The sequence below is a fragment of the Streptomyces sp. NPDC005483 genome, from assembly GCF_040606035.1.
Lineage (GTDB): Bacteria > Actinomycetota > Actinomycetes > Streptomycetales > Streptomycetaceae > Streptomyces.
Window position 1 is genome coordinate 24,571 of sequence record NZ_JBEXEA010000026.1, and the last position, 25,863, is coordinate 50,433.

Sequence of the window (25,863 nt, forward strand, 5' to 3'; positions counted from 1 at the left end):
TGCCGGGGGGCGGTCCTCTTTGGTTTAGGATCACGCTCTTCGGTCGAATTTCCGATCTCTGAACTTCTGATCCCTAGGGGGGACTTGCATGGGCATACCCATGTCCGGAGGCGCCGGGCGCCACAGACGGCGTGCCTGGATCGCGCTGCCCGTCGCCGTGGCCGCCGCGCTGCTGGCGACGTCGGCGAACGCCGCCACCGTCGTGCCCGAGCCGCAGGCACCGGCCGCACCCGCCGCCGCGTCCACGCCGTCGCAGACCGAGCTGAAGCAGCGGATCGCCGCCGCCGTGGCGGCCGACGACGGCTCCGGGACGGTGACCCGGCCGTCGAGGAAGACGGCGAGCAGCGGAACCGTCGACAGCAGCATCTCGCCGATGATCATCGGTGGTACGACGACCACCATCACCTCGGCCCCGTGGATGGCCCAGCTCTGGTACACCGACGACCAGGGCACCACCGACACCAGCGACGACACCGGCTTCTTCTGCGGCGGCGCGGTCGTCGCGCCGACGAAGATCCTCACCGCCGCGCACTGTGTCAAGGGCGCCGACTGGGCCAAGGGCGGCGCCGTGGTGACCGGGGCCACCCAGCTCCCCTCGGACGACGGTGACCTGCACGGCGGCACCGCGACCGGGGTACTGCGGCAGTGGTACAACCCGTCGTACAACGCGGACACCATCGACAACGACATCGCGGTCCTGACCCTGGCGGCCCCCGTCAAGGCCACCCCGATCCGCATGACGACGTCCACCGACACCGCCTCGTACGACGCTTCGACGACCGGCGCCAAGACCGCCAAGGTCTACGGCTGGGGCCGCACCAGCTCCACCAGCGACGACATCTCCCCCACGCTGAAGACGGCCACGCTGCCCATCAAGTCGGACACGACCTGCGCCGCGGCCTACGGCTCCTGGTTCATCAAGGGGCACATGACCTGCGCCGGCCCGCCCGCAAGCGGCAGCGACTCCGGTACGACCGCCATCTGCAGCGGTGACTCCGGCGGTCCGCTCGTCGTGAACGGCCGGATCGTCGGCGTAGTCTCCTGGAACGTGTCGGACTGTGTGACCAAGGGCGCCTACAGCGTCTTCACCAAGGTCAGCAAGTACGTCGGCGCCGCCTATCCGCGCGTCGACGACACCAACCTCAGCTTCGACCACAAGGCCGACCTGTGGATGCGCAAGTCCTCCACCAAGGTCGGCTACGAGCAGGACTCCAAGGGCACGACCCTCGGCGCCCGGCAGTCCTGGGGCGACTGGAACGGCGTGAACCTCGTCCGGCAGACCGACCTCAACCGGGACGGCTACCAGGACCTGCTGTACCGCGTCTCCGCCACCGGTGACGTCTACTGGCTGCGGTTCGTCCCGTCGTCCACCGGCGGCGCCTGGGCCGACCCGAAGAAGGTCTTCACCGACTGGAGGACCCGCACCCGGATCGTCACCCCCGGCGACGTGACGGGCGACTACAAGCCCGACCTGCTCTCCGTGGACTCCGCGGGCGTCCTGTGGATCTACCCCGGCAAGGGCGACGGCAGCTTCTCGGCCCGGGTCAGGGTCGGCGGCGGCTGGAGCCAGTACAACCAGCTCCTCGGCCACGGCGACTTCACCGGCGACGGCAAGGCGGACGTGCTCGCCCGCAACAAGAGCACCGGCGACCTCTACCTGTACAAGGGCACCGGCAAGTCCGGCACGGGCGTCTTCGCGGCCCGGGTCAAGGTGCGCACGAACTGGAGCGGCTACAACGCCTTCGACGCCGTCGGCGACATCACCGGCGACGGCAGGGCCGACCTCGTGGCCCGCACCGCGGGCGGCACGCTCTACCTGTACAAGGGCACCGGCAAGGCGACCAGCGAGATCTTTGCCACAAGGACCAGTGTCGGGACCGGTTTCCAGCAGTACGACATCTTTGGCTGAAACCGCTGGTGAGCAGGGCTTGCTCTGCTTCTTCCGTGACGTGCTGTGACCACTGCTTCACGTGGTGGTCACGGCACGGCGTGCAACCCTTTCTCGAGTTTCGCCATGTGACCAGGCGGAGCGACGATGGTGCGGTACGGGTCTTTCACGACCACGTCTGACCCTGAAAGCAGGGGGTAACCGACCGGACGAGATTCGAGGAGCACATGTCAGCCGAGAGCACGCCCATACCCGGTGGACCGGGGGGCAAGGGACGCCGCCGAAAGCCCCGCAGCAAGGGACGCAAGGGCCTGCTGATCACGGCCTGGGTCGCCGCGGGGATCGTAGTGTTGGGCGGCACCGGGGCCGGCTACGTGTACTTCAAGCTCAACGGCAACCTCAAGAGCATCGACATCGACCAGGTCCTCGGCAGCGCCCGGCCCGCGAAGGTCGACAACGGCTCGGAGAACATCCTCGTCCTCGGCTCGGACACCCGCTCCGGCTCCAACAAGAAGCTCGGCGGCGGCACCGACGACGGCAGCGCCCGCTCCGACACCGCGATGATCATCCACGTGTACAAGGGGCACAAGAAGGCCACCGTGGTCTCCATCCCCCGCGACACCCTGATCGACCGCCCGCAGTGCACCGACACCGACGGCAAGGACCACGACGCCGCGTCGGACGTGATGTTCAACTCCGCGTACACGACCGGCGGCGCGGCCTGTGCCGTCAAGACCGTCGAGTCCATGACCGGCATCCGCATGGACCACTACCTGGAGGTCGACTTCAGCGGCTTCGAGAAGCTGGTCGACGAACTCGGCGGGGTCACGGTCACCACGACCAAGGACATCAAGGACACCGACAGCCACCTGGACCTCAAGGCCGGCCCGCACGAACTCACCGGCGCCCAGGCCCTCGGTCTCGTCCGTACCCGGCACGGCGTCGGCGACGGCAGCGACCTCGGCCGTATCCAGCTCCAGCAGGCCTTCATCAAGGCGCTGGTCAAGCAGGTCAAGAGCGTCGGCGTGCTGACCAGCCCCAAGAAGCTGTACGACCTCGCCGACACCGCCACCAAGTCCGTCACCACCGACTCCGACCTCGGCTCGGTCAACTCGCTGGTCTCCTTCGCGAGCGGCCTCAAGGGCATCAGCCCGTCGGACATGACCATGGTCACGATGCCGGTCCGGTACGACCCGGCGAACCCGAACCGGGTGATCGTGCAGGAGACCAAGGCCAAGCAGATCTGGACGGCCCTGGAGAACGACCGGCCGATCCCGGGGTCGGCCACGCAAGGCACCGCGACGGGTCAGGCCAAGGGCGTAGTGACCTCCTGAGGAATAGATCGCGCCCACCCCTCGTTTTGGGGGATGCGGCCAGTGCTGGCAGACTGGTACGTCGGCCCCGGTTCACGCCCCCGCAGCCCGCGGCGGCGACCCGGCGCCCTCCCGAAACTAGGAGACACCTTGAAGCGCGACATCCACCCCGAGTACGTCGAGACGCAGGTCAGCTGCACCTGTGGCGCGTCGTTCACCACCCGTAGCACGATCCAGAGCGGCACCATCCGCGCCGAGGTCTGCTCCGAGTGCCACCCGTTCTACACGGGCAAGCAGAAGATCCTCGACACCGGTGGCCGTGTGGCCCGCTTCGAGGCCCGCTTCGGCAAGGCTGCTGCCAAGAAGTAGCGAGCCACCAGCGCCGGTCCACGCCGCACTCCTCGGAGTGCGCCGGGGCCGGCGTTTTTGGTCGCACGCTTTCCCTCTTTCTTACGCAGTTCAGGAGCCCAAGATGTTCGAGGCCGTCGAGGAACTCGTCGGTGAGCACGCCGACCTGGAGAAGAAGCTCGCCGACCCGTCGGTCCACTCCGACCAGGCCAACGCGCGCAAGCTGAACAAGCGCTACGCCGAGCTCACCCCGATCGTCGCCACGTACCGCTCCTGGAAGCAGACCGGCGACGACATCGAGACCGGGCGCGAGTACGCCGCCGCCGACCCCGACTTCGCCGCCGAGGTCAAGGAGCTGGAGAAGCAGCGCGAGGAGCTGACGGAGAAGCTGCGCCTTCTCCTCGTTCCGCGCGACCCCAGCGACGACAAGGACGTCATCCTCGAGATCAAGGCGGGCGCGGGCGGCGACGAGTCCGCGCTGTTCGCCGGCGACCTGCTGCGCATGTACCTGCGCTACGCCGAGCGCGTCGGCTGGAAGACCGAGATCATCGACGCCACCGAGTCCGAACTGGGCGGCTACAAGGACGTCCAGGTCGCGGTGAAGACCAAGGGCGGCAACGGCGCCACCGAGCCCGGCCAGGGTGTCTGGGCCCGACTGAAGTACGAGGGCGGCGTGCACCGCGTGCAGCGCGTCCCGGCGACCGAGTCCCAGGGCCGCATCCACACCTCCGCGGCCGGTGTGCTGGTCACGCCCGAGGCCGAGGAGGTCGACGTCGAGATCAACCCCAACGACCTCCGCATCGACGTCTACCGCTCCTCCGGGCCCGGCGGGCAGTCCGTCAACACCACCGACTCCGCCGTGCGCATCACGCACATTCCCACCGGAGTCGTCGCCTCCTGCCAGAACGAGAAGAGCCAGCTGCAGAACAAGGAGCAGGCCTTGCGTATCCTGCGCTCCAGGCTGCTCGCGGCGGCGCAGGAGGAGGCGGAGCGCAATGCCGCCGACGCCCGGCGCAGCCAGGTCCGCACCGTCGACCGCTCCGAGAAGATCCGCACGTACAACTTCCCGGAGAACCGCATCTCGGACCACCGTGTCGGCTTCAAGTCGTACAACCTGGACCAGGTCCTGGACGGCGACCTCGACGCGGTGATCCAGGCATGCGTCGACGCGGACTCGGCAGCGAAGCTGGCGGCCGCTTAAAAGGCCGCCGAAGAGGTACCTACGCACGACCGAGTACGACACGGAGGACTTGCGTGCAGCCATCATTTGGGGGACGCCCCCCAAACCCTCGCGGCCTGCTGCTCGCAGAGGTGGCCCAGGCCACCCAGCGGCTGGCCGACGCCGGCGTGCCCTCGCCGCGCAACGACGCGGAGGAGCTCGCCGCGTTCGTGCACGGCGTGAAGCGGGGCGAGCTGCACTCCGTGAAGGACGCGGACTTCGACGCCCGCTACTGGGAGACCATCGCGCGCCGTGAGCAGCGCGAGCCGCTCCAGCACATCACCGGCCTCGCCTACTTCCGGTACCTCGAACTCCAGGTGGGCCCCGGTGTGTTCGTGCCGCGCCCCGAGACCGAGTCCGTGGTCGGCTGGGCCATAGACGCCGTCCGCGCGATGGACGTCGTCGAGCCGTGCATCGTCGACCTGTGCACCGGCTCCGGCGCCATCGCGCTCGCCCTCGCCCAGGAGGTCCCGCGCTCCCGCGTGCACGCCGTGGAGCTGTCCGAGGAAGCCCTGCGCTGGACCCGTAAGAACGTCGAGGGCTCCAGGGTCGACCTGCGCCAGGGCAACGCCCTGGACGCCTTCCCCGACCTCGACGGCCACGTCGACCTGGTGATCTCCAACCCGCCCTACATCCCGCTCACCGAGTGGGAGTACGTCGCTCCCGAGGCACGGGACTACGACCCCGAACTCGCCCTGTTCTCGGGGGAGGACGGCCTCGACCTCATCCGCGGTCTGGAACGGACCGCACACCGGCTCCTGCGCCCCGGGGGTGTCGTCGTCATCGAGCACGCCGACACCCAGGGCGGCCAGGTGCCGTGGATCTTCACCGAGGAGCGGGGCTGGGCCGACGCGGCCGACCACCCCGACCTCAACAACCGACCCCGGTTCGCCACGGCCCGCAGGGCGATGCCGTGATCACCCCGAAGACTCTTTCCCGTAAGTCCGTGTACGAGGAGGCCCGCTAGACATGGCTCGGCGATACGACACCAACGACGCGACCGACCGCACGACCGGTCTGCGCGAAGCCGCGTCCGCCGTCCGCCGTGGCGAGCTCGTGGTCCTCCCGACCGACACGGTGTACGGCATCGGCGCCGACGCGTTCTCCTCGGAGGCCGTCCATGACCTGCTGGAGGCCAAGGGCCGGGGCCGCAACATGCCCACCCCGGTCCTGATCGGCTCCCCGAACACCCTCCATGGTCTCGTCACCGACTTCTCCGAGCTGGCCTGGGAGCTCGTCGACGCCTTCTGGCCGGGCGCCCTCACGCTCGTCGCCAAGCACCAGCCGTCCCTCCAGTGGGACCTGGGCGACACCCGGGGCACGGTGGCCGTCCGGATGCCGCTGCACCCCGTCGCCATCGAGCTGCTGACCGAGGTCGGCCCCATGGCGGTCTCCTCCGCCAACCTGACCGGCCACCCGTCGCCGGAGAACTGCGACGCCGCGCAGGAGATGCTCGGCGACTCGGTCTCCGTCTACCTCGACGGCGGCCCGACCCCCGGCAACGTCCCCTCCTCCATCGTCGACGTCACCCGCGAGGTGCCCCTGCTGCTGCGCGCGGGCGCGATCTCCGCGGACGAGCTCAGGAAGGTCGTACCCGACCTCGAGGTGGCGAATTGACGGCCCCTGACGCGGGGCGTGGCATATGGGACGGGGAAGAGACGCGGACCTTCACAGGGCTCCCGCGTGACAGCTTCCGCATCCTCCACGTCAGCACCGGCAACGTCTGCCGCTCGCCGATCACCGAGCGGCTGACCCGGCACGCCCTGGCGGACCGGCTCGGCGATCCGCTGTGGGGCGGCGTGGTCGTGGAGAGCGCGGGGACCTGGGGCCACGAGGGCGCGCCCATGGAGGCCAACGCGGAGACCGTGCTGGCCGAGTTCGGCGCGGACGCCTCCGGCTTCACCGGGCGGGAACTGCTGGACGAACACGTGATCATGGCGGACCTGGTCCTGACCGCCACCCGCGACCACCGCCAGCAGGTCATCTCGATGGGCCACTCGGCGGGGCTGCGCACCTTCACCCTCAAGGAGTTCACCCGTCTGGTGAAGGCGATAGACCCCGCCACCCTGCCTCCCCTGGAGGAGGGCCTGGTCATGCGCGCACGCGCCCTGGTCCGCGCCGCAGCGGCTCTACGCGGGTGGCTCCTGGCCCCGACCGCCGAGGCCGACGAGGTCTTCGACCCGTACGGAGCACCGCTGCCCTTCTTCCGCTCCATCGGGGACGAGATAAACGAGGCGCTGGATCCGGTGGTGACCGCGCTGACGGGGGTTCCTGCGCGCGCCTGACGCAGGCAGAACGCGAGCCGGCGGACGGAGTCCGACGCAGCGGCCCGAAGCCCGGGAGGCCCGCCAGGGCCGAGCGGTGCGAGGGGCGCGTCGGGGATGGGGCTGAACGAGGCGCTGGATCCGGTGGTGACCGCGCTCACGGGTGTACCCGCAAGGACGTAACGACCGGGCACCCCACGGGCCCCGGGCCTACATTGGGTGTACGTCATCGTCGACGCCCCGGAGTCCACCATGTCGGTCACCCATGCGCCCACCACCGCCGACGCCCTCACGGGGCAGGACCCCGAGCTGGCCGAGATCCTGCTCGGGGAACTCGACCGGCAGTCGTCGACGCTTCAGCTCATCGCCGCCGAGAACTTCTGCTCGCCCGCGGTGCTCGCCGCGCTCGGCTCGCCGCTGGCCAACAAGTACGCCGAGGGCTATCCCGGCGCCCGGCACCACGGCGGCTGCGAGATCGTCGACGTCGCCGAGCGGCTCGCCGTGGACCGGGCGAAGACGCTGTTCGGCGCCGAACACGCCAACGTGCAGTCCCACTCCGGCTCTTCGGCGGTCCTCGCCGCCTACGCCGCGCTGCTGCGCCCCGGCGACACCGTCCTCGCCCTCGGTCTGCCCTACGGCGGTCACCTCACCCACGGCTCGCCCGCCAACTTCTCCGGCCGCTGGTTCGACTTCGTCCCCTACGGCGTCGACGCCGAGACGGGGCTCATCGACCACGACCAGGTGCGCACGCTGGCCCGCAGCCACCGGCCCAAGGCGATCGTGTGCGGCTCCATCGCCTACCCCCGGCACATCGACTACGCCTTCTTCCGCGAGGTCGCCGACGAGGTGGGCGCGTATCTCATCGCCGACGCCGCCCACCCCATCGGGCTCGTCGCCGGGGGAGCGGCGCCCAGTCCGGTGCCGTACGCCGACGTCGTCTGCGCCACCACGCACAAGGTGCTGCGCGGCCCCCGCGGCGGAATGATCCTGTGCGGCGGCGAACTGGCCGAGCGGGTCGACCGGGCCGTCTTCCCGTTCACGCAGGGCGGCGCGCAGATGCACACCATCGCCGCGAAGGCGGTCGCGTTCGGCGAGGCGGCATCGCCGGCGTTCGGCGCGTACACCCATCAGGTGGTCGCCAACGCGAGGGTCCTCGCCGCCGCCCTGGCCGACGAGGGACTCGTCGTCACCACCGGCGGGACCGACACCCATCTCGTGACGGCCGATCCGGCACCGCTCGGCGTCGAAGGACGCACCGCGAGGGGACGGCTCGCGGCCGCGGGGCTGGTGCTCGACTGCTGTGCGCTGCCTCACGCGGACGCCCGCGGACTGCGCCTGGGCACCGCAGCCGTCACCACCCAGGGCATGGCCGAGAAGGAGATGGCGAGGATCGCCGGCCTGCTCGCGGAGGTGGTGCGCGGCAAGGCCGAGAGCGCCAGGGCACGTGAAGAAGTGCGGGATCTGGTCGGCGGATTTCCGCCGTATCCGGCCTGAGCGAGGGTATCCGCACCTTGGTGCACAGCTGCACGTGCAACCATCGGCTCTACCCGGAAGTCCACAACCATATGCGTCCGTCGCTAGGGTGTGGGGCTGAGATGGCCAGCGAGACCTGTGGGGAAGCCTGTGCGTGAATACCTGCTGACGCTCTGCATCACGGCCGCGGTGACGTATCTGCTGACAGGGCCGGTACGGAAGTTCGCGATCGTGGCCGGAGCGATGCCGGAGATCAGGGCCCGTGACGTGCACCGGGAACCGACTCCGCGGCTCGGCGGTATCGCCATGTTCTTCGGACTGTGCGCGGGCCTGCTGGTCGCCGACCACCTGACCAACCTCAGCGAGGTCTTCGAGAAGTCGAACGAACCGCGCGCACTGCTCTCCGGTGCGGCCCTGATCTGGCTGATCGGCGTCCTGGACGACAAGTTCGAGATCGACGCCCTGATCAAGCTGGGCGGCCAGATGATCGCCGCGGGCGTGATGGTCATGCAGGGTCTGACGATCCTGTGGCTGCCCATCCCCAGCGTCGGCTCGGTCGCGCTGACCCAGTGGCAGGGCACCCTGCTGACGGTCGCGCTCGTCGTCATCACCATCAACGCGGTGAACTTCGTCGACGGCCTCGACGGTCTCGCAGCCGGCATGGTCTGCATCGCGGCGGCGGCGTTCTTCCTGTACGCCTACCGGATCTGGTACTCGTACGGCATCGAGGCGGCGGCCCCGGCCACGCTGTTCTCGGCGATCCTGATGGGCATGTGCCTGGGCTTCCTGCCGCACAACATGCACCCCGCGCGGATCTTCATGGGCGACTCCGGCTCGATGCTCATCGGCCTGGTACTCGCCGCGGGCGCGATCTCCATCACCGGGCAGATCGACCCGGACGCGCTGAAGCTGTTCGCCGGGTCCGAGAAGGCGGCCGTGCACCAGACGGTTCCCGTCTACATCCCGCTGCTGCTGCCGCTGACCATCATCGCGGTGCCGGCCGCCGACCTGATCTCGGCCATCGTGCGCCGCACCTGGCGCGGCCAGTCGCCGTTCGCCGCCGACCGCGGGCATCTGCACCACCGGCTCCTGGAGATCGGGCACTCGCACAGCCGCGCGGTGTGGCTCATGTACTTCTGGTCGGCGCTGATCGCGTTCGGCTCGCTCGCCTACTCGGTGAACTCCGCGTCCATGTGGATCGTGCTCGGCGTCGTGTTCCTCAGCGCGATCGGCCTCGTGCTGCTCCTGCTGCCGCGCTTCACCCCGCGCGTCCCGATGTGGGCCCAGCACATCGTGCCGCCGCGCTACCGCCGACGTCGGCGGCCCGTGGCAGCGGAGCCCGTCGGGTTGGAAGAGCGCGCCCCCGTCGCCGTGGGGGTGGCGGGTGTCAACGGCGCGACCGCGCTGAGCGGCCGTTCGCACGTCGCGGAGAGGCGTCAGGCCGAGACCTCGCGCTGACGCCCAAGGTAAGAATCTGACTAAAGCATTGCCAACGCGTGGGAGTTCAACAGGGCGACAAATCGCCCCTATACCAGACAACTCGGCCGTCTTTCCGCACAGACGCGCAGCTTCACTCTCATGTGTGACAGCGCGCACACCTTCTAGGTAAAGACCGCATCAAATAGTTTGTGATACGGTTCACGAGAACCCAGGGCAGAGCCGAAGGACCGCAGTGCGACGGTCCCTTGGCGTGAGGGTCACCCTCAGCCCGGGACTACGCTCGTCCATGACGACACCTTGCCCCCCTTTCTTGAAAGCGGAGTTGCCGCCATGCCGTCCAACGACGTCCGGATCCTGGCTCAGGCCGCCGTGCCCACGGCTGCCGTCGGCGCGATCGCCGCCGTCGTCAGCGGTGTGGTCGCCGGTGGCAAGGGCGCGATCGGGGCGGGGGTGGCGACGCTGATCGTGATCCTGTTCATGGGTCTCGGTCTCTACATTCTCCAGCGCACTGCCACATCGCTTCCGCACCTGTTCCAGGCGATGGGTCTGATGCTCTACGCGACGCAGATTCTCCTGCTGTTCGTCTTCCTGGCCGCGTTCAAGAACACCACGCTCTTCCACCCCAAGGCCTTCGCGTTCACGCTGGTCGCCGGCACCCTCGCGTGGATCGCCGCGCAGACCCGTGCGCACATGAAGTCCAAGATCCTCTACGTCGAGCCCGATAAATCGGGGCACTCGTCGTGAGGGGTAGGGCCGGGATAAAGGGACGTGAGATCTCCTGCTATCGTCCGGTGCCAACTGCGGCATCGCGGGCGCGGGCATCCGAGCTGACGCCTGCTCGAACGCGAGGCTTGATGCCCCACAGCCGCCCCCACATCCGTAACACCAGTCCAGTGCCGAACCGCGGCTGTGCGCCGCGCCGACACAACGAGGTTGCCGTACCTATGCGCCACGCTGAAGGAGCCCGCGGTGAGTGCTGACCCGACGCAGGTGCTCGCCTTCGAGACCGACTGCCACATCTTCGACGGCTGTGGCTTCCCGGCTCCCGGCCTGCACTCGTTCCTGTTCAAGCCCCTTCTGGGGGACGGCGACAGCAACGTGTACTTCAACAAGCCGATGTTGCTGGCGCTGCTCGGCTCGGTCATCGTTGTCGGCTTCTTCTGGGCCGCCTTCCGCAAGCCGAAGGTCGTCCCCGGCAAGCTGCAGATGGTCGCCGAGTCCGGCTACGACTTCATCCGCCGCGGTGTCGTCTACGAGACCATCGGAAAGAAGGAAGGCGAGAAGTACGTACCGCTGGTCGTCTCGCTCTTCTTCTTCATCTGGATGATGAACCTCTGGTCGATCGTCCCGGTCGCCCAGTTCCCGGTGACCTCGATCATCGCGTACCCGATCGTCCTCGCGGCGATCGTCTACATCGTCTGGGTCTCGCTGACATTTAAGCGGCACGGATTCGTCGGCGCCTTCAAGAACTTCACCGGCTACGACAAGTCGCTCGGCCCGGTTCTCCCGCTGGCGATGTTCATCGAGTTCCTCTCGAACCTCCTCGTCCGGCCGTTCACGCACGCGGTGCGACTCTTCGCGAACATGTTCGCCGGTCACACCCTGCTGCTGCTCTTCACGATCGCCAGCTGGTACCTGCTCAACGGCATCGGGATCGCCTACGCGGGTGTCTCGTTCATCATGGTGATCGTCATGACGGCCTTCGAGCTGTTCATCCAGGCCCTGCAGGCGTACGTCTTCGTGCTGCTGACCTGCACCTTCATCCAGGGTGCGCTCGCCGAGCACCACTGAGCACCCCCTCCCGAACCCCCCTTAGCGTCCGGTGGCCAACCCCCGCCGGTCCGTACAGATAAGGAAGAATCAGCATGGCTGCCACTGAGACCCTCGCCGCCGTCTCCGGCTCCCTCGGCTCGATCGGCTACGGCCTCGCCGCCATCGGTCCCGGCGTCGGCGTCGGCATCATCTTCGGTAACGGCACCCAGGCTCTTGCCCGTCAGCCCGAAGCTGCCGGCCTGATCCGTGCCAACCAGATCCTCGGCTTCGCCTTCTGTGAGGCCCTTGCCCTCATCGGCCTGGTCATGCCGTTCGTCTACGGCACCTGATCTGTCGATCAGCTACTGCCCACTAGACGAAAGGCACTGACATGAGCCAGCTGCTCATTCTGGCGGCCGAGAAGGAAAACCCTCTCGTCCCGCCGATTCCCGAGCTTGTCATCGGCCTGATCGCCTTCGTCATCGTCTTCGGCTTCCTCGCCAAGAAGCTCCTCCCGAACATCAACAAGGTTCTGGAAGAGCGTCGCGAGGCCATCGAGGGCGGTATCGAGAAGGCCGAGGCCGCGCAGACCGAGGCCCAGAGCGTCCTCGAGCAGTACAAGGCACAGCTCGCCGAAGCCCGCCACGAGGCCGCGCGCCTGCGCCAGGAGGCTCAGGAGCAGGGCGCCACGCTCATCGCCGAGATGCGCGCGGAAGGCCAGCGGCAGCGCGAGGAGATCGTCGCCGCCGGTCACGCGCAGATCGAGGCCGACCGCAAGGCCGCCGCGTCCGCGCTGCGCCAGGACGTCGGCAAGCTCGCCACCGACCTGGCCGGCAGGCTCGTGGGCGAGTCCCTCGAGGACCACGCCCGGCAGAGCCGCGTGATCGACCGCTTCCTCGACGACCTCGAGGAGAAGGCCGAGGCCGCGCGATGAACGGAGCGAGCCGCGAGGCCCTGGCAGCCGCACGCGAGCGTCTCGACGCGCTGACGGACAACACGTCCGTGGACGCCGGCTCGCTCGCCGACGAGCTGGCCGCCGTCACCGCGCTGCTCGACCGCGAGGTGTCGCTGCGTCGGGTCCTGACCGACCCGGCGCAGGACGGCGAGGCCAAGGCCGGACTGGCCCAGCGCCTGATCGGCACGCAGGTCGGCGGCCCCGCCACCGACCTGGTGTCCGGCATGGTGCGTTCCCGCTGGTCGCGGTCGCGCGACCTGGTGGACGCGCTGGAGGTACTGGCCGACATCGCCGACCTCACCGCCGCGCAGCAGCGGGGCAAGCTCGACAACGTCGAGGACGAGCTGTTCCGGTTCGGCCGGATCATCGCCTCGAACACCGGGCTGCGCGCCGCGCTGACCGACCGCGCCGCAACGGCCTCGGCCAAGCGCGAGCTGCTCACCGACCTGCTCGGCGGCCGCGCCGATGCGACGACCGGACGTCTGGTGACGCGCCTTGTGACCGCGCCCCGGGGACGTAGCCTGGAGGCGGGACTGGAGTCCCTGTCCAAGCTCGCCGCCGAGCGCCGGGATCGCATGGTGGCCGTCGTCACCTCGGCGGTTCCGCTGAGCGACCAGCAGAAGCAGCGTCTGGGCGGTGCCCTGGCGAAGCTCTACGGCCGTCCGATGCACCTCAATCTCGACGTGGACCCCGAGGTCGTCGGCGGGATCCGGGTGCAGGTCGGCGACGAGGTCATCAACGGCTCGATCGCGGACCGCATCGAGGACGCCGGCCGCCGCCTGGCGGGCTAGCAGCAACTTCATAGCTTTACGTACGGACGACGGCCCTGGTTGGGCCGTACATGAAGAATCCTGGGGGTCGCCCCCAGACCCCCAAAGTGAAACTTCGGGCCCAACAAGGAGAGCAGGGAACCCAGATGGCGGAGCTCACGATCCGGCCGGAGGAGATCCGGGACGCGCTGGAGAACTTCGTCCAGTCGTACAAGCCGGACGCGGCCTCGCGCGAGGAGGTCGGTACGGTCACCCTTGCCGGCGACGGCATCGCGAAGATCGAGGGTCTGCCCTCGGCCATGGCCAACGAACTGCTGAAGTTCGAGGACGGCACCCTCGGCCTCGCGCTCAACCTGGAAGAGCGCGAGATCGGCGCCGTCGTCCTCGGTGAGTTCAGCGGCGTCGAGGAGGGTCAGCCGGTCACCCGTACCGGTGAGGTCCTGTCCGTGGCCGTCGGCGAGGGCTACCTCGGCCGCGTCGTCGACCCGCTCGGCAACCCGATCGACGGCCTCGGCGAGATCGAGACCAGCGGTCGCCGTGCCCTCGAGCTGCAGGCTCCGGGCGTCATGGCCCGTAAGTCGGTGCACGAGCCGATGGAGACCGGCTACAAGGCCGTCGACGCGATGACCCCGATCGGCCGTGGCCAGCGTCAGCTGGTCATCGGTGACCGTCAGACCGGCAAGACCGCCCTGGCCGTCGACACGATCATCAACCAGCGCGACAACTGGCGCTCGGGCGACCCGAAGAAGCAGGTCCGCTGCGTCTACGTCGCCATCGGTCAGAAGGGCTCGACCATCGCCTCCGTGCGTGGTGCCCTCGAAGAGGCCGGCGCGCTGGAGTACACGACCATCGTCGCCGCCCCGGCGTCCGACCCGGCCGGCTTCAAGTACCTGGCGCCGTACACCGGTTCGGCCATCGGCCAGCAGTGGATGTACGAGGGCAAGCACGTCCTCATCATCTTCGACGACCTCTCGAAGCAGGCCGACGCCTACCGCGCCGTGTCCCTGCTGCTGCGCCGCCCGCCGGGGCGTGAGGCCTACCCGGGCGACGTCTTCTACCTGCACTCCCGTCTGCTGGAGCGCTGCGCGAAGCTCTCCGACGAGCTGGGCGCCGGCTCGATGACCGGTCTGCCGATCGTCGAGACGAAGGCCAACGACGTGTCGGCGTTCATCCCGACCAACGTCATCTCCATCACCGACGGCCAGTGCTTCCTGGAGTCGGACCTGTTCAACGCCGGTCAGCGCCCCGCGCTGAACGTCGGTATCTCCGTCTCCCGAGTCGGTGGTTCCGCGCAGCACAAGGCGATGAAGCAGGTCTCCGGCCGTCTGCGCCTGGACCTCGCCCAGTACCGTGAGCTGGAGGCGTTCGCCGCCTTCGGTTCCGACCTGGACGCCGCGTCGAAGGCGCAGCTGGAGCGCGGTCAGCGTCTGGTCGAGCTGCTCAAGCAGCCCCAGTACCAGCCGATGGCCACCGAGGACCAGGTCGTCTCCGTGTGGGCAGCCACCACGGGCAAGATGGACGAGGTCCCGGTGGGCGACATCCGCCGCTTCGAGAAGGAGCTGCTGGAGTACCTGCATCGCAAGGAGCAGGGCCTCATGACCTCCATCAAGGAGGGCGGCAAGATGTCGGACGACACGCTCACCGCCATCGCCGACGGCATCGCGGACTTCAAGAAGCAGTTCGAGACCTCGGACGGCAAGCTTCTCGGCGAAGACGCGCCGGCCGCCACGGCCAAGTGACGACGGAAGGGACCTGACTCATGGGAGCCCAGCTCCGGGTCTACAAGCGTCGCATCCGATCCGTCACCGCGACCAAGAAGATCACCAAGGCGATGGAGATGATCGCCGCCTCGCGCGTCGTCAAGGCGCAGCGCAAGGTGGCGGCCTCCACGCCGTACGCGCAGGAACTGACGCGTGCGGTCACGGCGGTCGGTACCGGCTCGAACACGAAGCACCCGCTGACCACGCAGGCCGAGACGGTCGTGCGGTCCGCGGTGCTGCTCCTGTCGAGCGACCGTGGTCTCGCGGGCGCCTTCAACTCCAACGCCATCAAGGTGGCGGAGCGGCTGACCGAGCGTCTCGAGGCCGAGGGCAAGGAGGTCGACACGTACATCGTCGGCCGCCGCGGTCTGGCCCACTACAACTTCCGCGAGCGCAAGGTCGTGGAGTCGTGGTCGGGCTTCACCGACGAGCCCACCTACGCGGACGCCAAGAAGGTCGCGGCCCCGCTGATCGAGGCCATCGAGAAGGACACGGCCGAGGGCGGCGTGGACGAACTCCACATCGTCTTCACCGAGTTCGTCTCGATGATGACGCAGACGGCGCTCGACGACCGACTGCTTCCGCTCAGCCTCGAAGAGGTGGCCAAGGACGCTGCCCCCCAGGGCGAGATCCTTCCGCTGTACGACTTCGAGCCCTCGGCGGAGGACGTCCTCGACGCCCTGCTGCCGCGGTACGTCGAAAGCCGTATCTACAACGCGCTGCTCCAGTCGGCCGCTTCCAAGCACGCCGCCACGCGCCGCGCGATGAAGTCGGCCACCGACAACGCGGGAGACCTGATCACCAGCCTCTCCCGACTTGCCAACGCGGCCCGCCAGGCCGAAATCACCCAGGAAATCAGCGAGATCGTCGGTGGCTCCGCAGCCCTGGCCGACGCGACCGCGGGGAGTGACAGGTAATGACGACGACAGTTGAGACGGCCGTTGCCACGGGCCGCGTCGCCCGGGTCATCGGCCCGGTCGTCGACGTGGAATTCCCCGTCGACGCCATGCCGGAGATTTACAACGCCCTGCACGTCGAGGTGGCCGACCCGGCCCTGGACGGCGCGAAGAAGACGCTGACCCTGGAGGTCGCCCAGCACCTGGGTGACGGCCTGGTCCGCACCATCTCCATGCAGCCCACTGACGGTCTGGTCCGTCAGGCCGCGGTCACCGACACCGGCACGGGTATCTCCGTCCCGGTCGGCGAATTCACCAAGGGCAAGGTGTTCAACACCCTCGGTGAGGTACTGAACTCCGACGAGAAGTACGACGGCGAGCGCTGGTCCATCCACCGCAAGGCCCCGAACTTCGACGAGCTCGAGTCGAAGACCGAGATGTTCGAGACCGGCGTCAAGGTCATCGACCTTCTCACCCCGTACGTCAAGGGTGGAAAGATCGGCCTGTTCGGCGGTGCCGGCGTCGGCAAGACGGTGCTCATCCAGGAGATGATCTACCGCGTCGCCAACAACCACGACGGTGTCTCCGTGTTCGCCGGTGTCGGTGAGCGCACCCGTGAGGGCAACGACCTCATCGAGGAGATGGCGGAGTCCGGCGTCATCGACAAGACCGCGCTGGTCTTCGGCCAGATGGACGAGCCCCCGGGCACCCGTCTGCGCGTGGCCCTGGCCGGTCTGACCATGGCGGAGTACTTCCGCGATGTGCAGAAGCAGGACGTGCTGTTCTTCATCGACAACATCTTCCGCTTCACGCAGGCCGGTTCCGAGGTCTCCACGCTGCTCGGCCGGATGCCCTCCGCGGTGGGTTACCAGCCGAACCTGGCCGACGAGATGGGTCTCCTCCAGGAGCGCATCACCTCGACCCGTGGTCACTCGATCACCTCGATGCAGGCGATCTACGTCCCCGCGGACGACCTGACCGACCCGGCCCCGGCCACCACCTTCGCCCACCTCGACGCGACGACGGTTCTGTCCCGTCCGATCTCCGAGAAGGGCATCTACCCGGCCGTGGACCCGCTGGACTCCACGTCCCGGATCCTGGACCCGCGCTACATCTCGGCGGACCACTACAACACCGCCATGCGGGTCAAGGGGGTCCTGCAGAAGTACAAGGACCTCCAGGACATCATCGCCATCCTCGGCATCGACGAGCTCGGCGAGGAGGACAAGCTGGTCGTCCAGCGTGCCCGTCGCGTGGAGCGCTTCCTGTCGCAGAACACCCACGTCGCCAAGCAGTTCACCGGCGTCGACGGGTCGGACGTACCGCTGGACGAGTCGATCACGGCCTTCAACGCGATCATCGACGGCGACTACGACCACTTCCCGGAGCAGGCGTTCTTCCTGTGCGGTGGCATCGAGGACCTGAAGGCCAACGCCAAGGAGCTCGGCGTCTCCTGAACTCCCTGAGTTCGAAGTGAACCCTGTGGTTCACACCTGAGGGGGCGGGGCACGTCCCGCCCCCTCTTCCACGCCCACTAGACTTGTAACCAACACCCGGCCGAACCGCCGGGTGGTGACCCGAGGAGCCACCTTGGCTGCTGAGCTGCACGTCGCGCTGGTCGCGGCCGACCGAGAGGTCTGGTCCGGCGAGGCCACCCTGGTCGTCGCGCGCACCACGTCCGGCGACATCGGCGTCATGCCCGGTCACCAGCCGCTGCTCGGTGTGCTGGAGTCGGGCCCGGTGACCATCCGTACGAGCGATGGCGGGACGGTCGTGGCCGCTGTGCACGGCGGTTTCATCTCGTTCGCCGACAACAAGCTGTCGCTGCTGGCCGAGATCGCCGAGCTGTCGGACGAGATCGACGTCCAGCGCGCGGAGCGGGAGCTGGAGCGCGCGAAGGCGGAGGGCGACGCCGCCGCCGAGCGCCGCGCGGACGTACGACTGCGCGCGGCGACGGCGCGCTGAACCAGCGCGGAGCTGTATGACGTCACTCAGCCGCGGCCGGCACCGGAGCGATCCGGAGCCGGTCGCGGCTGAGGCAGATCTGGATGTTTTTTCCGTTCCGTTACCTATTGAAGGTACCTAGGAGACGAGGAGGTCGGTGTCGATGGTCCTCGCTCTGACTGTGTGCGGAATCGTCGTGGCCCTGGTGGTGCTCGGGCTGTTCGTCTTCGGTCTGCGGCGCAGACTCATCCAGCGCTCAGGCGGCACCTTCGACTGTTCCCTGCGCTGGGACGTGCCGGAGAAGACCGACACCAGCGGCAAAGGCTGGAGCTACGGCGTCGCCCGCTACAACGGCGACCGCGTCGAGTGGTACCGCGTCTTCTCCTACGCCTATCGCCCGCGCCGGGTCCTGGAGCGTGCCGCGATCGAGGTCGCCGGCCGTCGTCTCCCCGACGGGGAGGAGGAGATGGCCCTTCTCTCCGACGCCGTGATCCTCACCTGCCTCCACCGTGGCACCCGCCTCGAACTGGCCATGAGCGAGGATGCGCTGACCGGCTTCCTCGCGTGGCTGGAGGCAGCTCCCCCCGGTCAGCGTGTCAACGTGGCCTGAGTCGAGGCTGACGGTGACCGTCACGGGCAGGACGGCCAGAAGTGCCGCGACCGTCGTCCCCGTGAACATCCCCACGTACCGCCTCCCTGGCATGGCCGACGGAGTGCCGGAGTTTCGCCTGTTGCTGGGCCTGCGCTTCATTCATCCCCCCGAATGATTCATTCCGCTTGTGGTCGAGATACCGATTGTTCCCGGTCGGCCGCCGTCTTTCGGCCGCTGATGGTCCCTCGGTGAGGGCCGAACGGCCCTGGGGGGAGTACGCCGAGGGCGCGCGGCACAGGCCACGCGCCCTCAGTGGATCGGGTCGGGTCAGCTCAGTCCGCTGTTGATGGCGCTCACCAGCTCACCGTTGGTCGTGTCGCCGCTGAACTCCCAGAAGAACGCGCCCCCCAGGCCCTGGTTCTTGGCCCAGGTCATCTTCCCGGCGATCGTCGCGGGGGTGTCGTAGGACCACCAGTTGGTGCCGCAGTAGGCGTACGCCGTGCCCGCGATGGTGCCGGTGGCCGGGCAGGACGTCTTGAGGACCTTGTAGTCCTCGATGCCCGCCTCGTAGGTGCCGGGTGCCGCTCCGGTCGCCGAGCCGCCGGGGGCGGCCTGGGTGACGCCGGTCCAGCCGCGGCCGTAGAAGCCGATGCCGAGCAGCAGCTTCTTCGAGGCGACACCCTTCGACTTCAGCTTGGCGATCGCGTCGGCCGAGTCGAAACCGGCGACCGGGATGCCGGCGTACGAGGTGAGCGGGGAGTGCGGGGCGGTCGGGCCGTCCGCGTCGAAGGCGCCGAAGTAGTCGTACGTCATCACGTTGTACCAGTCGACGTACTGGGAGGCGCCGCCGTAGTCGGCCGCGTCGATCTTGCCGCCGGAGGTGCCGTCGGCGGTGATGGCCGCGGTGACCAGGTAGTTCGAGCCGAACTGCGAACGCAGCGCCCCCATCAGGTTCTTGAAGGCGGCGGCCCCGCTGGTGTCGCAGGTCAGACCGCAGGCGTTCGGGTACTCCCAGTCGATGTCGATGCCGTCGAAGACATCCGCCCAGCGCGGGTCCTCGATGACCGACTTGCAGGAGGCGGCGAAGGCGGCGGGATTGGCCGCGGCCTGCGCGAAGCCGCCGGAGTAGGTCCAGCCGCCGAAGGAGTACAGCACCTTGATGTTCGGGTACTTGGCCTTCAGCTCACGCAGTTGGTTGAAGTTGCCGCGCAGCGGCTGGTCCCAGGTGTCGGCGGTGCCGGAGACCGACTGGTCGGCGGTGTACGCCTTGTCGTAGGCGGCGTAGGTGTCGTCGACGACGCACTTGCCGTCCTTGACGTTGCCGAACGCGTAGTTGATGTGGGTGATCTTCGAGGCGGAGCCCGAGGTCACCAGGTTCTTGACGTGGTAGTTGCGGCCGTAGACGCCCCACTCGGTGAAGTAGCCGAGCTTGACCTTGTCACCGGTGGTGGGCGGCGGGTCGGTGGTGCCGCCCGTGGTGTGCACGGCGACCGCGCCGCTGGCCGGTCCGGTCTGGTCGGCGGTGTCACGGGCCTGCACGGTGTACGAGTAGTCGGTGCCGGCGCTGAGACCGCTGTCCGTGTACGAGGTCGTCGTCACGGTCGCCACCTTGGCGCCGTCGCGCAGCACGTCGTAGTTCTTGACGCCCTTGTCGTCGGTGGCGGCGCTCCAGGCCAGCTTCACCGAGGTGTCGGTGATTCCGGACGCGGTGGGCGTGCCGGGGGCGGAGGGGGCCGCGTCTCCCGGGGTGGAGCCGCCGTCACAACTGCCGCCGTTCAGCTTGCAGTTGGCTGGGGAGCCGGCGCCGGTGCCGTTGAAGCCGAAGGAGACGGAGGCGCCGGGGGCGAGGGTGCCGTTCCACGACTTGTTCTTGGCGGTCCAGTGGGTGCCGGAGGAGGTGACGTCGGCGTCCCAGGCGGAGGTGACGGAGGTGCCGGAGGGGAAGTCCCACTCGACGGTCCAGGAGCTGAGGCTGGCGGTACCGGTGTTCTTCACCGTCCACTTGCCCTCGAAGCCGGTGCCCCAGTCCTGGGTCTTGGCGTAGGTCGCCGTGGCGGAGGTCGCGGCCTGGGCGGGGCTCGCGAGGCCGACCAGGCCGGCGAAGGGGAGCAACAGCGTCGCGAACCCGGCCGCGGCTCTGTGTCTGAAGCGCATCGTGCGCCTCCTAGGGAGGAGTTGGGGCGTGACTGAGCCTCACACCCACGGTGCCGCGAGAATAGAAAGGTCTGGACCACGGGTCAATAGGTCTGGACCACTCTCGTCCAAGGCGCAACAAGACGCCCAACTCCTGTGCGAGCACGGCCGCTTGCACTCGGCTCCACAGCCCCAGCTTCCCCAGCAGACGGCTGACGTGCGTCTTCACGGTCGCCGTGAGGTGGCCTTCTGGGAGCTGTGGCAGCCGGGCCGGCCTTCCGCTACGGGCTGCGCATGCCGGCACCGGACTGGCCCTGCTGCTGTGGGAGCCGCTGCTGGAGCTCGTGCTGTTCACGGTGGCGGTGCGCGACCTGAAGAACGGCGCCGGGCCTGACTGGAAGCACGGCCTGGCCGCCGTCCACATCGGGTTCACCGTGCGCCTCGGTCACTCGACGATCAGCTGGGCGGGCGGCCCGCCGCCGGTGAAGCCGCCGAGGTACGGCACGGCCCGCGACGTCCACGAGTGGAGGGTCGCGGGCCGCTGGATGCTCACCGCGCGCCTGGCAGCAGCGCATGCTGTGGCTGATCGGCATCAACCTGGTGATCGCCGGCAGCTGCACGCTCTTCCCCGAGCGCGAGCGTCAACGCTCCCCGCCCGGCACCCACAGCACGTCCCCGACCTCCTTGTTCGCCGTGCGCGCCAAGATGAACAGCAGGTCCGACAGCCGGTTCAGGTAGGTCGCCGTGAGCGGGTTCATGTGGTCGCCGTGGACCTCCAGCGCCGCCCACGTCGAGCGCTCGGCCCGGCGTACGACCGTGCAGGCCTGGTGGAGCAGGGCCGCGCCCGGGGTGCCGCCCGGGAGGATGAAGGACCGCAGCTTCTCCAGCCGCTCGTTGAAGCGGTCGCAGTCCGCCTCCAGCTTGTCGACGTAGAACTGCTCGACGCGCAGGGGCGGGAACTCGGGGTTCTCGACCACGGGCGTGGAGAGGTCGGCTCCGACGTCGAACAGGTCGTTCTGCACCCGGGTGAGGACCGCGACGACCTCCTCCTCCAGCCCGCCCAGGGCGATCGCCGTGCCGATCACCGCGTTGGCCTCGTTGGCGTCCGCGTACGCGGAGATCCGCAGATCGGTCTTGGCGACCCGGCTCATGTCGCCGAGGGCGGTGGTGCCCTGGTCGCCGGTCCTGGTGTAGATGCGCGTCAGATTGACCATGAGGCCAGCGTAATTACGCCCCGGCCGTCCGGAAGACCCGTGTGCCCACCGTCACGGCCACCACCGTGAGCGCGACGGCGACCAGGACGCCGTACAGCATGTGAGCGGTCAGGTACGAGCCGACGTACGCGTCCCGCATCGCGTCCACCAGATAGCGGAACGGCATGAAGTGGGAGAGGACGTCCAGCCAGGCCGGGCCCAGGGTCATCGGGAGCATCAGGCCGGACAGCAGCATGGACGGCATGCTGACCGCGTTGATCAGCGGGCCGAACTCCTGCGGGGTGCGCACCTTCATCGCCAGCGCGTACGACAGCGAGGAGAGCGAGACGGTCAGCACACCGACGAACGCGAAACCGATCAGGACCCCGCCCAGCGGTGCCCGCAGCCCCATCGCCACTGCGGCGAGGACCAGCAGCACCGCCTGGAAGACGAAGACCGTCGCCTCGCGCAGCACCCGGCCCAGCAGCAGGGCGAGCCGGCTGACCGGGGTGACCCGCATGCGCTCCAGCACGCCCTGACCGTTCTCCAGGATGATCATGAAGCCCGCGAACAGCGCTCCGAACAGGCCCAGCTGGAGCAGCAGCCCCGGTACGAGGACCTGCCAGGAACTGCCCCGCCCACCGAGCGGGAGTCCGGTGAGCAGCGGCCCGAAGAACACCAGATACAGCAACGGCATCAGGACGCCGAACAGCAGCGCGAAGCGGGAGCGCAGGGACTGGCGCAGGTAACGGCCGTAGATGATCGCGGTGTCGTGAAGAAGCATGGCTGTCCTATACGGCTACGGGGGCGGCGTCGGCCGGGGAGGGACCGCGGCCGGTGATCGCGAGGAAGGTGTCCTGGAGCGGGGCGTCGATCGAGCCGCCGTACTCCAGTTTCAGAGCGCTCGGAGTGCCCTCGGCCGCGACCACGCCCTGGTCGACGATCACGAGGCGGTCGGAAAGCGCGTCGGCCTCGTCGAGGTAGTGGGTGGTCAGGAAGACGGTCGTGCCGTACCTGTCGCGCAGGCGGCGGACCAGGTCCCACAGGTCGGCGCGGCTGCCGGGGTCGAGGCCGGTCGTCGGCTCGTCGAGGAACAGGACCTTCGGGCGGTGCGTGAGCGCCATCGCGATGTCGAGGCGGCGGCGCTGGCCGCCGGAGAGCGTGCCGCACCGGCGGTCGAGCAGGCCGGTGAGGCCGAGTTCGCGGGCCAACTCCTCGGCGCGCGCCACGGCCTGGGTCCTGGTCAGGCGGTACAGGCGGCCCTGGGTGACGAGCTCCTCCCGTACGGAGATCTGCGGATCCACCCCGCCCGACTGGGCCACGTATCCGCACGCCCGGCGCACCCCCGTGGCGTCGGTCGCGAGGTCGTGCCCGGCGACGGTGGCCGTGCCGCCGGTGGGGGCCAGGAGGGTCGTGAGCATCCGGAGGGTGGTGGTCTTGCCGGCTCCGTTCGGGCCCAGGAAGCCGAGGATCTCGCCCTCCTGGACGGTGAGGTCGATGCCCCGGACCGCCTCGACGGGGCCGTGCCTGGTCTGGAAGGTGCGGGCCAGTCCGGCCGCGCTGATGACCGCTGTCATGGCACCCAGAAAAACAGAGTCTCTTAAATTTTGCAATGACCCCAAAAATAAAGTGTGCCCAGAACGAGTTACGATGCGGTCATGGCAGAGGGGCTCAGGGAGCGGAAGAAGCGGCAGACCCGGCAGTACATCTCGGACGTCGCCACCGGGCTGTTCGTCGAGCGGGGCTTCGACGCCGTGACCGTCGCCGAGATCGCCGAGGCGGCCGACGTCTCCGTCAACACGGTCTACAACTACTTTCCGGCCAAGGAGGACCTCTTCTTCGACCGCTCCGCCGGTGTGGTCGACCGGCTTGCCCGGTGGGTGCGCGGCCGCGGTGCGGGGGAGTCGGCCGCCGCCGCGGTGCTGCGCGAGCTGCGCGAGGAGGTCGAGGCGGTCTCGCCCCGGGTCGGACTGATGTCCGGCTACGCCGCCTTCATGCGGGTCATCGAGAACGCGCCCGCGCTGCGCTCCCGGCTGTGGGCGATCGGCCAGGAGGTCGAGGCGAGCCTGGAGGCGGCTCTGCGGGAGGAGACCGGTGCCGCCGACGACGACCCGATGCCGGGCCTGATCGCCGGTCAGATCGGCTGGGTGCACAGCACCGTCGTGGCGGTCATCGGCCGCGAGATGGTCAAGGGGCGCAAGCCGGACGAAGTATCACGAGAGGTGCTTGCGCTTCTCGACGACATGGAGCAGTTGTTGAGCGATAAGGTGCTCAACTACGCCGTACGAGACCACTAGTGACGCCCGCCGGTGTGATGTCCGTCAGATGAGACGTGACGCGCATTACTAACCGGTCACACAGCCCTTCACGAGCGCTAGGGTCCGCCGAAGAGGCAACGTAAACAGGGTGTAAGGCGTTTCAAAGGGGAGTCGCAACAGTGGCACGGAAGCTTGCCGTCATCGGCGCCGGCTTGATGGGTTCCGGCATCGCCCAGGTCTCGGCCCAGGCGGGCTGGGACGTGGTCCTGAGGGACGTCACCGACGAGGCGCTCAGGCGCGGCACCGACGGCATCAAGGCTTCGTACGACAAGTTCGTGAGCAAGGGCAAGCTGGAGGCGCACGACGCCGACGCGGCCCTCGCCCGGATCACCGCGACCACCGACCTGGACGCGGCCGCCGACGCCGACATCGTCGTCGAGGCCGTGTTCGAGAAGCTCGAAGTCAAGCACGAGATCTTCCGCACGTTGGACAAGATCGTCCGCGAGGACGCCGTACTTGCCTCCAACACCTCCGCGATCCCGATCACCAAGATCGCGGCGGCCACCGAGCGCCCGGAGCGGGTCGTCGGGGTGCACTTCTTCTCGCCGGTACCGATGATGCAGCTCGTCGAGCTGGTCCGCGGTTACAAGACGAGCGACGAAACCCTCGCCACCGCGCGGCAGTTCGCCGAGTCCGTCGGCAAGACCTGCATCGTCGTCAACCGGGACGTGGCGGGGTTCGTGACCACCCGTCTCATCTCCGCCCTCGTCGTCGAGGCGACCAAGCTCTACGAGTCGGGCGTGGCGACCGCCGAGGACATCGACCTCGCCTGCAAGCTGGGCTTCGGCCACGCCATGGGCCCGCTCGCCACGGCGGACCTGACCGGCGTCGACATCCTGCTGCACGCCACCAGCAACATCTACACCGAGTCCCAGGACGAGAAGTTCGCCCCGCCGGAGCTGATGCGCCGGATGGTGGACGCCGGTGACATCGGACGCAAGAGCGGGCAGGGCTTCTACAAGCACTGACGGCTTTTCCGTCCCCGTAACCGCACAAGCACCTCTGGTTTCACCCTCAGGGGTGAATTCGGTATCGGTTCGCTTACAGACGGCAACCTCCGACCGCCCTACGCAGTCAGAGGTGTCATCACTGGACATCAGATTCGTGGAGTACTACAGGCACTCTCGGGGAGCGCATATGTACATCAGGGGCGACCACGCCGAGCTGGTCGTCGGGGGCCGCCTCGACGTCCGCAGCGCGGCGGACGCCCGAACGGTCCTGCACTCGGCCGTCGACGACGGAGCCGGCGACCTGGTGCTCGACCTGTCCGAGCTGGATTCCTGGGACGCCACCGGTCTCGGGGTGATCATGGGGGCCCACCGCAGAGCCGGCCGCTGCGGCCGCCGGCTGGTGCTGCGCGACGTACCGCCGCAGATGCAGCGCCTCCTGGTCGCCACCCGGCTGCACCGGATCCTCGCGATCGAAGGCGGCATCGGAGTGGAGTCCCTGCCCCGCGTCTGAGCCGGGCCGCCGTGGCGAAACGCATGCCCCGCGCAATCCTCACGAGACTGTGACGTCTCGGACGGCGCGGTACCCCGGGCTGTCGTAGATACTGTGCGAAGGTTTAGGGTTCGGTCGCCTGCTGTCTGCATCCTTTCCAGCGGG

At 68.6% G+C, this 25,863-nt stretch carries 26 protein-coding genes and 2 pseudogenes; 23 read left to right on the forward strand and 5 right to left on the reverse strand.

From position 1 onward, the window contains the following. Positions 1-100 precede the first annotated feature (100 nt). The 19 genes from ABZT06_RS36580 (at position 101) to ABZT06_RS36670 (ending at position 18,632) form a co-directional block, all read left to right on the forward strand. Positions 101-1,909 (forward strand): trypsin-like serine protease, encoded by a 1,809-nt coding sequence (locus tag ABZT06_RS36580; protein ID WP_355751458.1) that lies wholly within the window; start codon positions 101-103, stop codon positions 1,907-1,909. A 206-nt stretch (positions 1,910-2,115) separates the two neighbouring features. Further along, positions 2,116-3,222 (forward strand): LCP family protein, encoded by a 1,107-nt coding sequence (locus ABZT06_RS36585; RefSeq protein WP_355751244.1) that lies wholly within the window; start codon positions 2,116-2,118, stop codon positions 3,220-3,222. A 129-nt stretch (positions 3,223-3,351) separates the two neighbouring features. Next, entirely contained in the window at positions 3,352-3,570 is a 219-nt protein-coding gene (gene rpmE, locus ABZT06_RS36590) for a 50S ribosomal protein L31 (RefSeq protein ID WP_037721438.1), read from the forward strand. 103 nt (positions 3,571-3,673) lie between these two features. Continuing rightward, positions 3,674-4,750, forward strand: a complete 1,077-nt coding sequence (gene prfA / locus ABZT06_RS36595) for a peptide chain release factor 1 (RefSeq protein ID WP_355751247.1) — start codon at positions 3,674-3,676, stop codon at positions 4,748-4,750. Positions 4,751-4,845: 95 nt separating this feature from the next. Next, the gene (gene prmC, locus ABZT06_RS36600; RefSeq protein ID WP_057612086.1) at positions 4,846-5,685 is read left to right on the forward strand and encodes a peptide chain release factor N(5)-glutamine methyltransferase; all 840 of its coding nucleotides are present in this window, start codon (positions 4,846-4,848) and stop codon (positions 5,683-5,685) included. A gap of 52 nt (positions 5,686-5,737) precedes the next feature. Next, positions 5,738-6,385 (forward strand): L-threonylcarbamoyladenylate synthase, encoded by a 648-nt coding sequence (locus ABZT06_RS36605; protein WP_037721443.1) that lies wholly within the window; start codon positions 5,738-5,740, stop codon positions 6,383-6,385. Continuing rightward, on the forward strand, positions 6,382-7,053 hold the full coding sequence (locus ABZT06_RS36610) for a protein-tyrosine-phosphatase (RefSeq protein ID WP_355751250.1): 672 nt from the start codon (positions 6,382-6,384) through the stop codon (positions 7,051-7,053). Before ABZT06_RS36605 ends, ABZT06_RS36610 begins: the two co-directional genes overlap by 4 nt. Positions 7,054-7,284: 231 nt before the next feature. After that, complete coding sequence (gene glyA / locus ABZT06_RS36615) at positions 7,285-8,526, forward strand: serine hydroxymethyltransferase (RefSeq protein ID WP_355751253.1); 1,242 nt, start codon at positions 7,285-7,287, stop codon at positions 8,524-8,526. Positions 8,527-8,655: 129 nt separating this feature from the next. Further along, positions 8,656-9,963, forward strand: a complete 1,308-nt coding sequence (locus ABZT06_RS36620) for an MraY family glycosyltransferase (RefSeq protein WP_355751256.1) — start codon at positions 8,656-8,658, stop codon at positions 9,961-9,963. Between the two features lie 312 nt (positions 9,964-10,275). Then, positions 10,276-10,689: a hypothetical protein gene (locus tag ABZT06_RS36625; protein WP_355751259.1), complete on the forward strand. Its 414-nt coding sequence runs from the start codon at positions 10,276-10,278 to the stop codon at positions 10,687-10,689. A 210-nt stretch (positions 10,690-10,899) separates the two neighbouring features. Continuing rightward, positions 10,900-11,736 (forward strand): F0F1 ATP synthase subunit A, encoded by an 837-nt coding sequence (gene atpB / locus ABZT06_RS36630; protein WP_355751461.1) that lies wholly within the window; start codon positions 10,900-10,902, stop codon positions 11,734-11,736. A gap of 74 nt (positions 11,737-11,810) precedes the next feature. Next, on the forward strand, positions 11,811-12,047 hold the full coding sequence (locus ABZT06_RS36635; protein WP_043683105.1) for an ATP synthase subunit C: 237 nt from the start codon (positions 11,811-11,813) through the stop codon (positions 12,045-12,047). A 41-nt stretch (positions 12,048-12,088) separates the two neighbouring features. Further along, positions 12,089-12,631 (forward strand): F0F1 ATP synthase subunit B, encoded by a 543-nt coding sequence (locus tag ABZT06_RS36640; protein WP_355751264.1) that lies wholly within the window; start codon positions 12,089-12,091, stop codon positions 12,629-12,631. Next, positions 12,628-13,443 carry a F0F1 ATP synthase subunit delta gene (locus tag ABZT06_RS36645; protein WP_355751267.1) on the forward strand — a complete coding sequence of 272 codons (816 nt, stop codon included), beginning with the start codon at positions 12,628-12,630 and terminating at the stop codon, positions 13,441-13,443. Before ABZT06_RS36640 ends, ABZT06_RS36645 begins: the two co-directional genes overlap by 4 nt. Positions 13,444-13,568: 125 nt before the next feature. Beyond that, positions 13,569-15,161, forward strand: coding sequence for a F0F1 ATP synthase subunit alpha (atpA, locus tag ABZT06_RS36650; RefSeq protein WP_355751270.1), 1,593 nt, complete (start codon positions 13,569-13,571; stop codon positions 15,159-15,161). Positions 15,162-15,181: 20 nt separating this feature from the next. Then, a complete protein-coding gene (locus ABZT06_RS36655) occupies positions 15,182-16,099 on the forward strand; it encodes a F0F1 ATP synthase subunit gamma (RefSeq protein ID WP_355751273.1) in 918 nt (305 codons plus the stop codon). Beyond that, positions 16,099-17,535 (forward strand): F0F1 ATP synthase subunit beta, encoded by a 1,437-nt coding sequence (gene atpD / locus ABZT06_RS36660; RefSeq protein WP_355751276.1) that lies wholly within the window; start codon positions 16,099-16,101, stop codon positions 17,533-17,535. The genes ABZT06_RS36655 and atpD overlap by 1 nt, the downstream gene beginning before the upstream one ends. 133 nt (positions 17,536-17,668) lie before the next feature. Beyond that, positions 17,669-18,043 (forward strand): F0F1 ATP synthase subunit epsilon, encoded by a 375-nt coding sequence (locus tag ABZT06_RS36665; protein ID WP_007384727.1) that lies wholly within the window; start codon positions 17,669-17,671, stop codon positions 18,041-18,043. A gap of 142 nt (positions 18,044-18,185) precedes the next feature. After that, entirely contained in the window at positions 18,186-18,632 is a 447-nt protein-coding gene (locus ABZT06_RS36670; protein WP_355751279.1) for a DUF2550 domain-containing protein, read from the forward strand. A gap of 309 nt (positions 18,633-18,941) precedes the next feature. Here the strand turns inward: ABZT06_RS36670 and ABZT06_RS36675 are convergent, their stop codons facing one another. Further along, complete coding sequence (locus ABZT06_RS36675; RefSeq protein ID WP_355751282.1) at positions 18,942-20,768, reverse strand: glycoside hydrolase family 18 chitinase; 1,827 nt, start codon at positions 20,766-20,768, stop codon at positions 18,942-18,944. A gap of 121 nt (positions 20,769-20,889) precedes the next feature. After that, positions 20,890-20,982, reverse strand: a pseudogene (locus tag ABZT06_RS36680) (LuxR C-terminal-related transcriptional regulator); the annotation flags it as partial. Positions 20,983-21,003: 21 nt separating this feature from the next. Here ABZT06_RS36680 and ABZT06_RS36685 point away from each other — a divergent pair. Continuing rightward, positions 21,004-21,485, forward strand: a pseudogene (locus ABZT06_RS36685) (hypothetical protein). Here the strand turns inward: ABZT06_RS36685 and ABZT06_RS36690 are convergent. The 3 genes from ABZT06_RS36690 to ABZT06_RS36700 are packed head-to-tail and all read right to left on the reverse strand — an operon-like array spanning position 21,389 to position 23,517. Further along, a complete protein-coding gene (locus ABZT06_RS36690) occupies positions 21,389-21,961 on the reverse strand; it encodes a cob(I)yrinic acid a,c-diamide adenosyltransferase (protein WP_355751285.1) in 573 nt (190 codons plus the stop codon). The pseudogene ABZT06_RS36685 and the gene ABZT06_RS36690 sit on opposite strands and share 97 nt — an antisense overlap. A gap of 13 nt (positions 21,962-21,974) precedes the next feature. Continuing rightward, entirely contained in the window at positions 21,975-22,724 is a 750-nt protein-coding gene (locus ABZT06_RS36695; RefSeq protein WP_355751288.1) for an ABC transporter permease, read from the reverse strand. Between the two features lie 7 nt (positions 22,725-22,731). Further along, positions 22,732-23,517 carry an ATP-binding cassette domain-containing protein gene (locus tag ABZT06_RS36700; RefSeq protein ID WP_355751291.1) on the reverse strand — a complete coding sequence of 262 codons (786 nt, stop codon included), beginning with the start codon at positions 23,515-23,517 and terminating at the stop codon, positions 22,732-22,734. 81 nt (positions 23,518-23,598) lie between these two features. Between ABZT06_RS36700 and ABZT06_RS36705 the strand changes: the two genes are divergently transcribed. From ABZT06_RS36705 to ABZT06_RS36715, 3 genes are all read left to right on the forward strand, one after another. Continuing rightward, complete coding sequence (locus ABZT06_RS36705; RefSeq protein ID WP_355751294.1) at positions 23,599-24,237, forward strand: TetR/AcrR family transcriptional regulator; 639 nt, start codon at positions 23,599-23,601, stop codon at positions 24,235-24,237. Between the two features lie 140 nt (positions 24,238-24,377). After that, positions 24,378-25,226, forward strand: a complete 849-nt coding sequence (locus ABZT06_RS36710) for a 3-hydroxyacyl-CoA dehydrogenase family protein (protein WP_355751296.1) — start codon at positions 24,378-24,380, stop codon at positions 25,224-25,226. A 169-nt stretch (positions 25,227-25,395) separates the two neighbouring features. Beyond that, a complete protein-coding gene (locus ABZT06_RS36715) occupies positions 25,396-25,719 on the forward strand; it encodes an STAS domain-containing protein (RefSeq protein ID WP_020136551.1) in 324 nt (107 codons plus the stop codon). Positions 25,720-25,863: the final 144 nt, after the last annotated feature.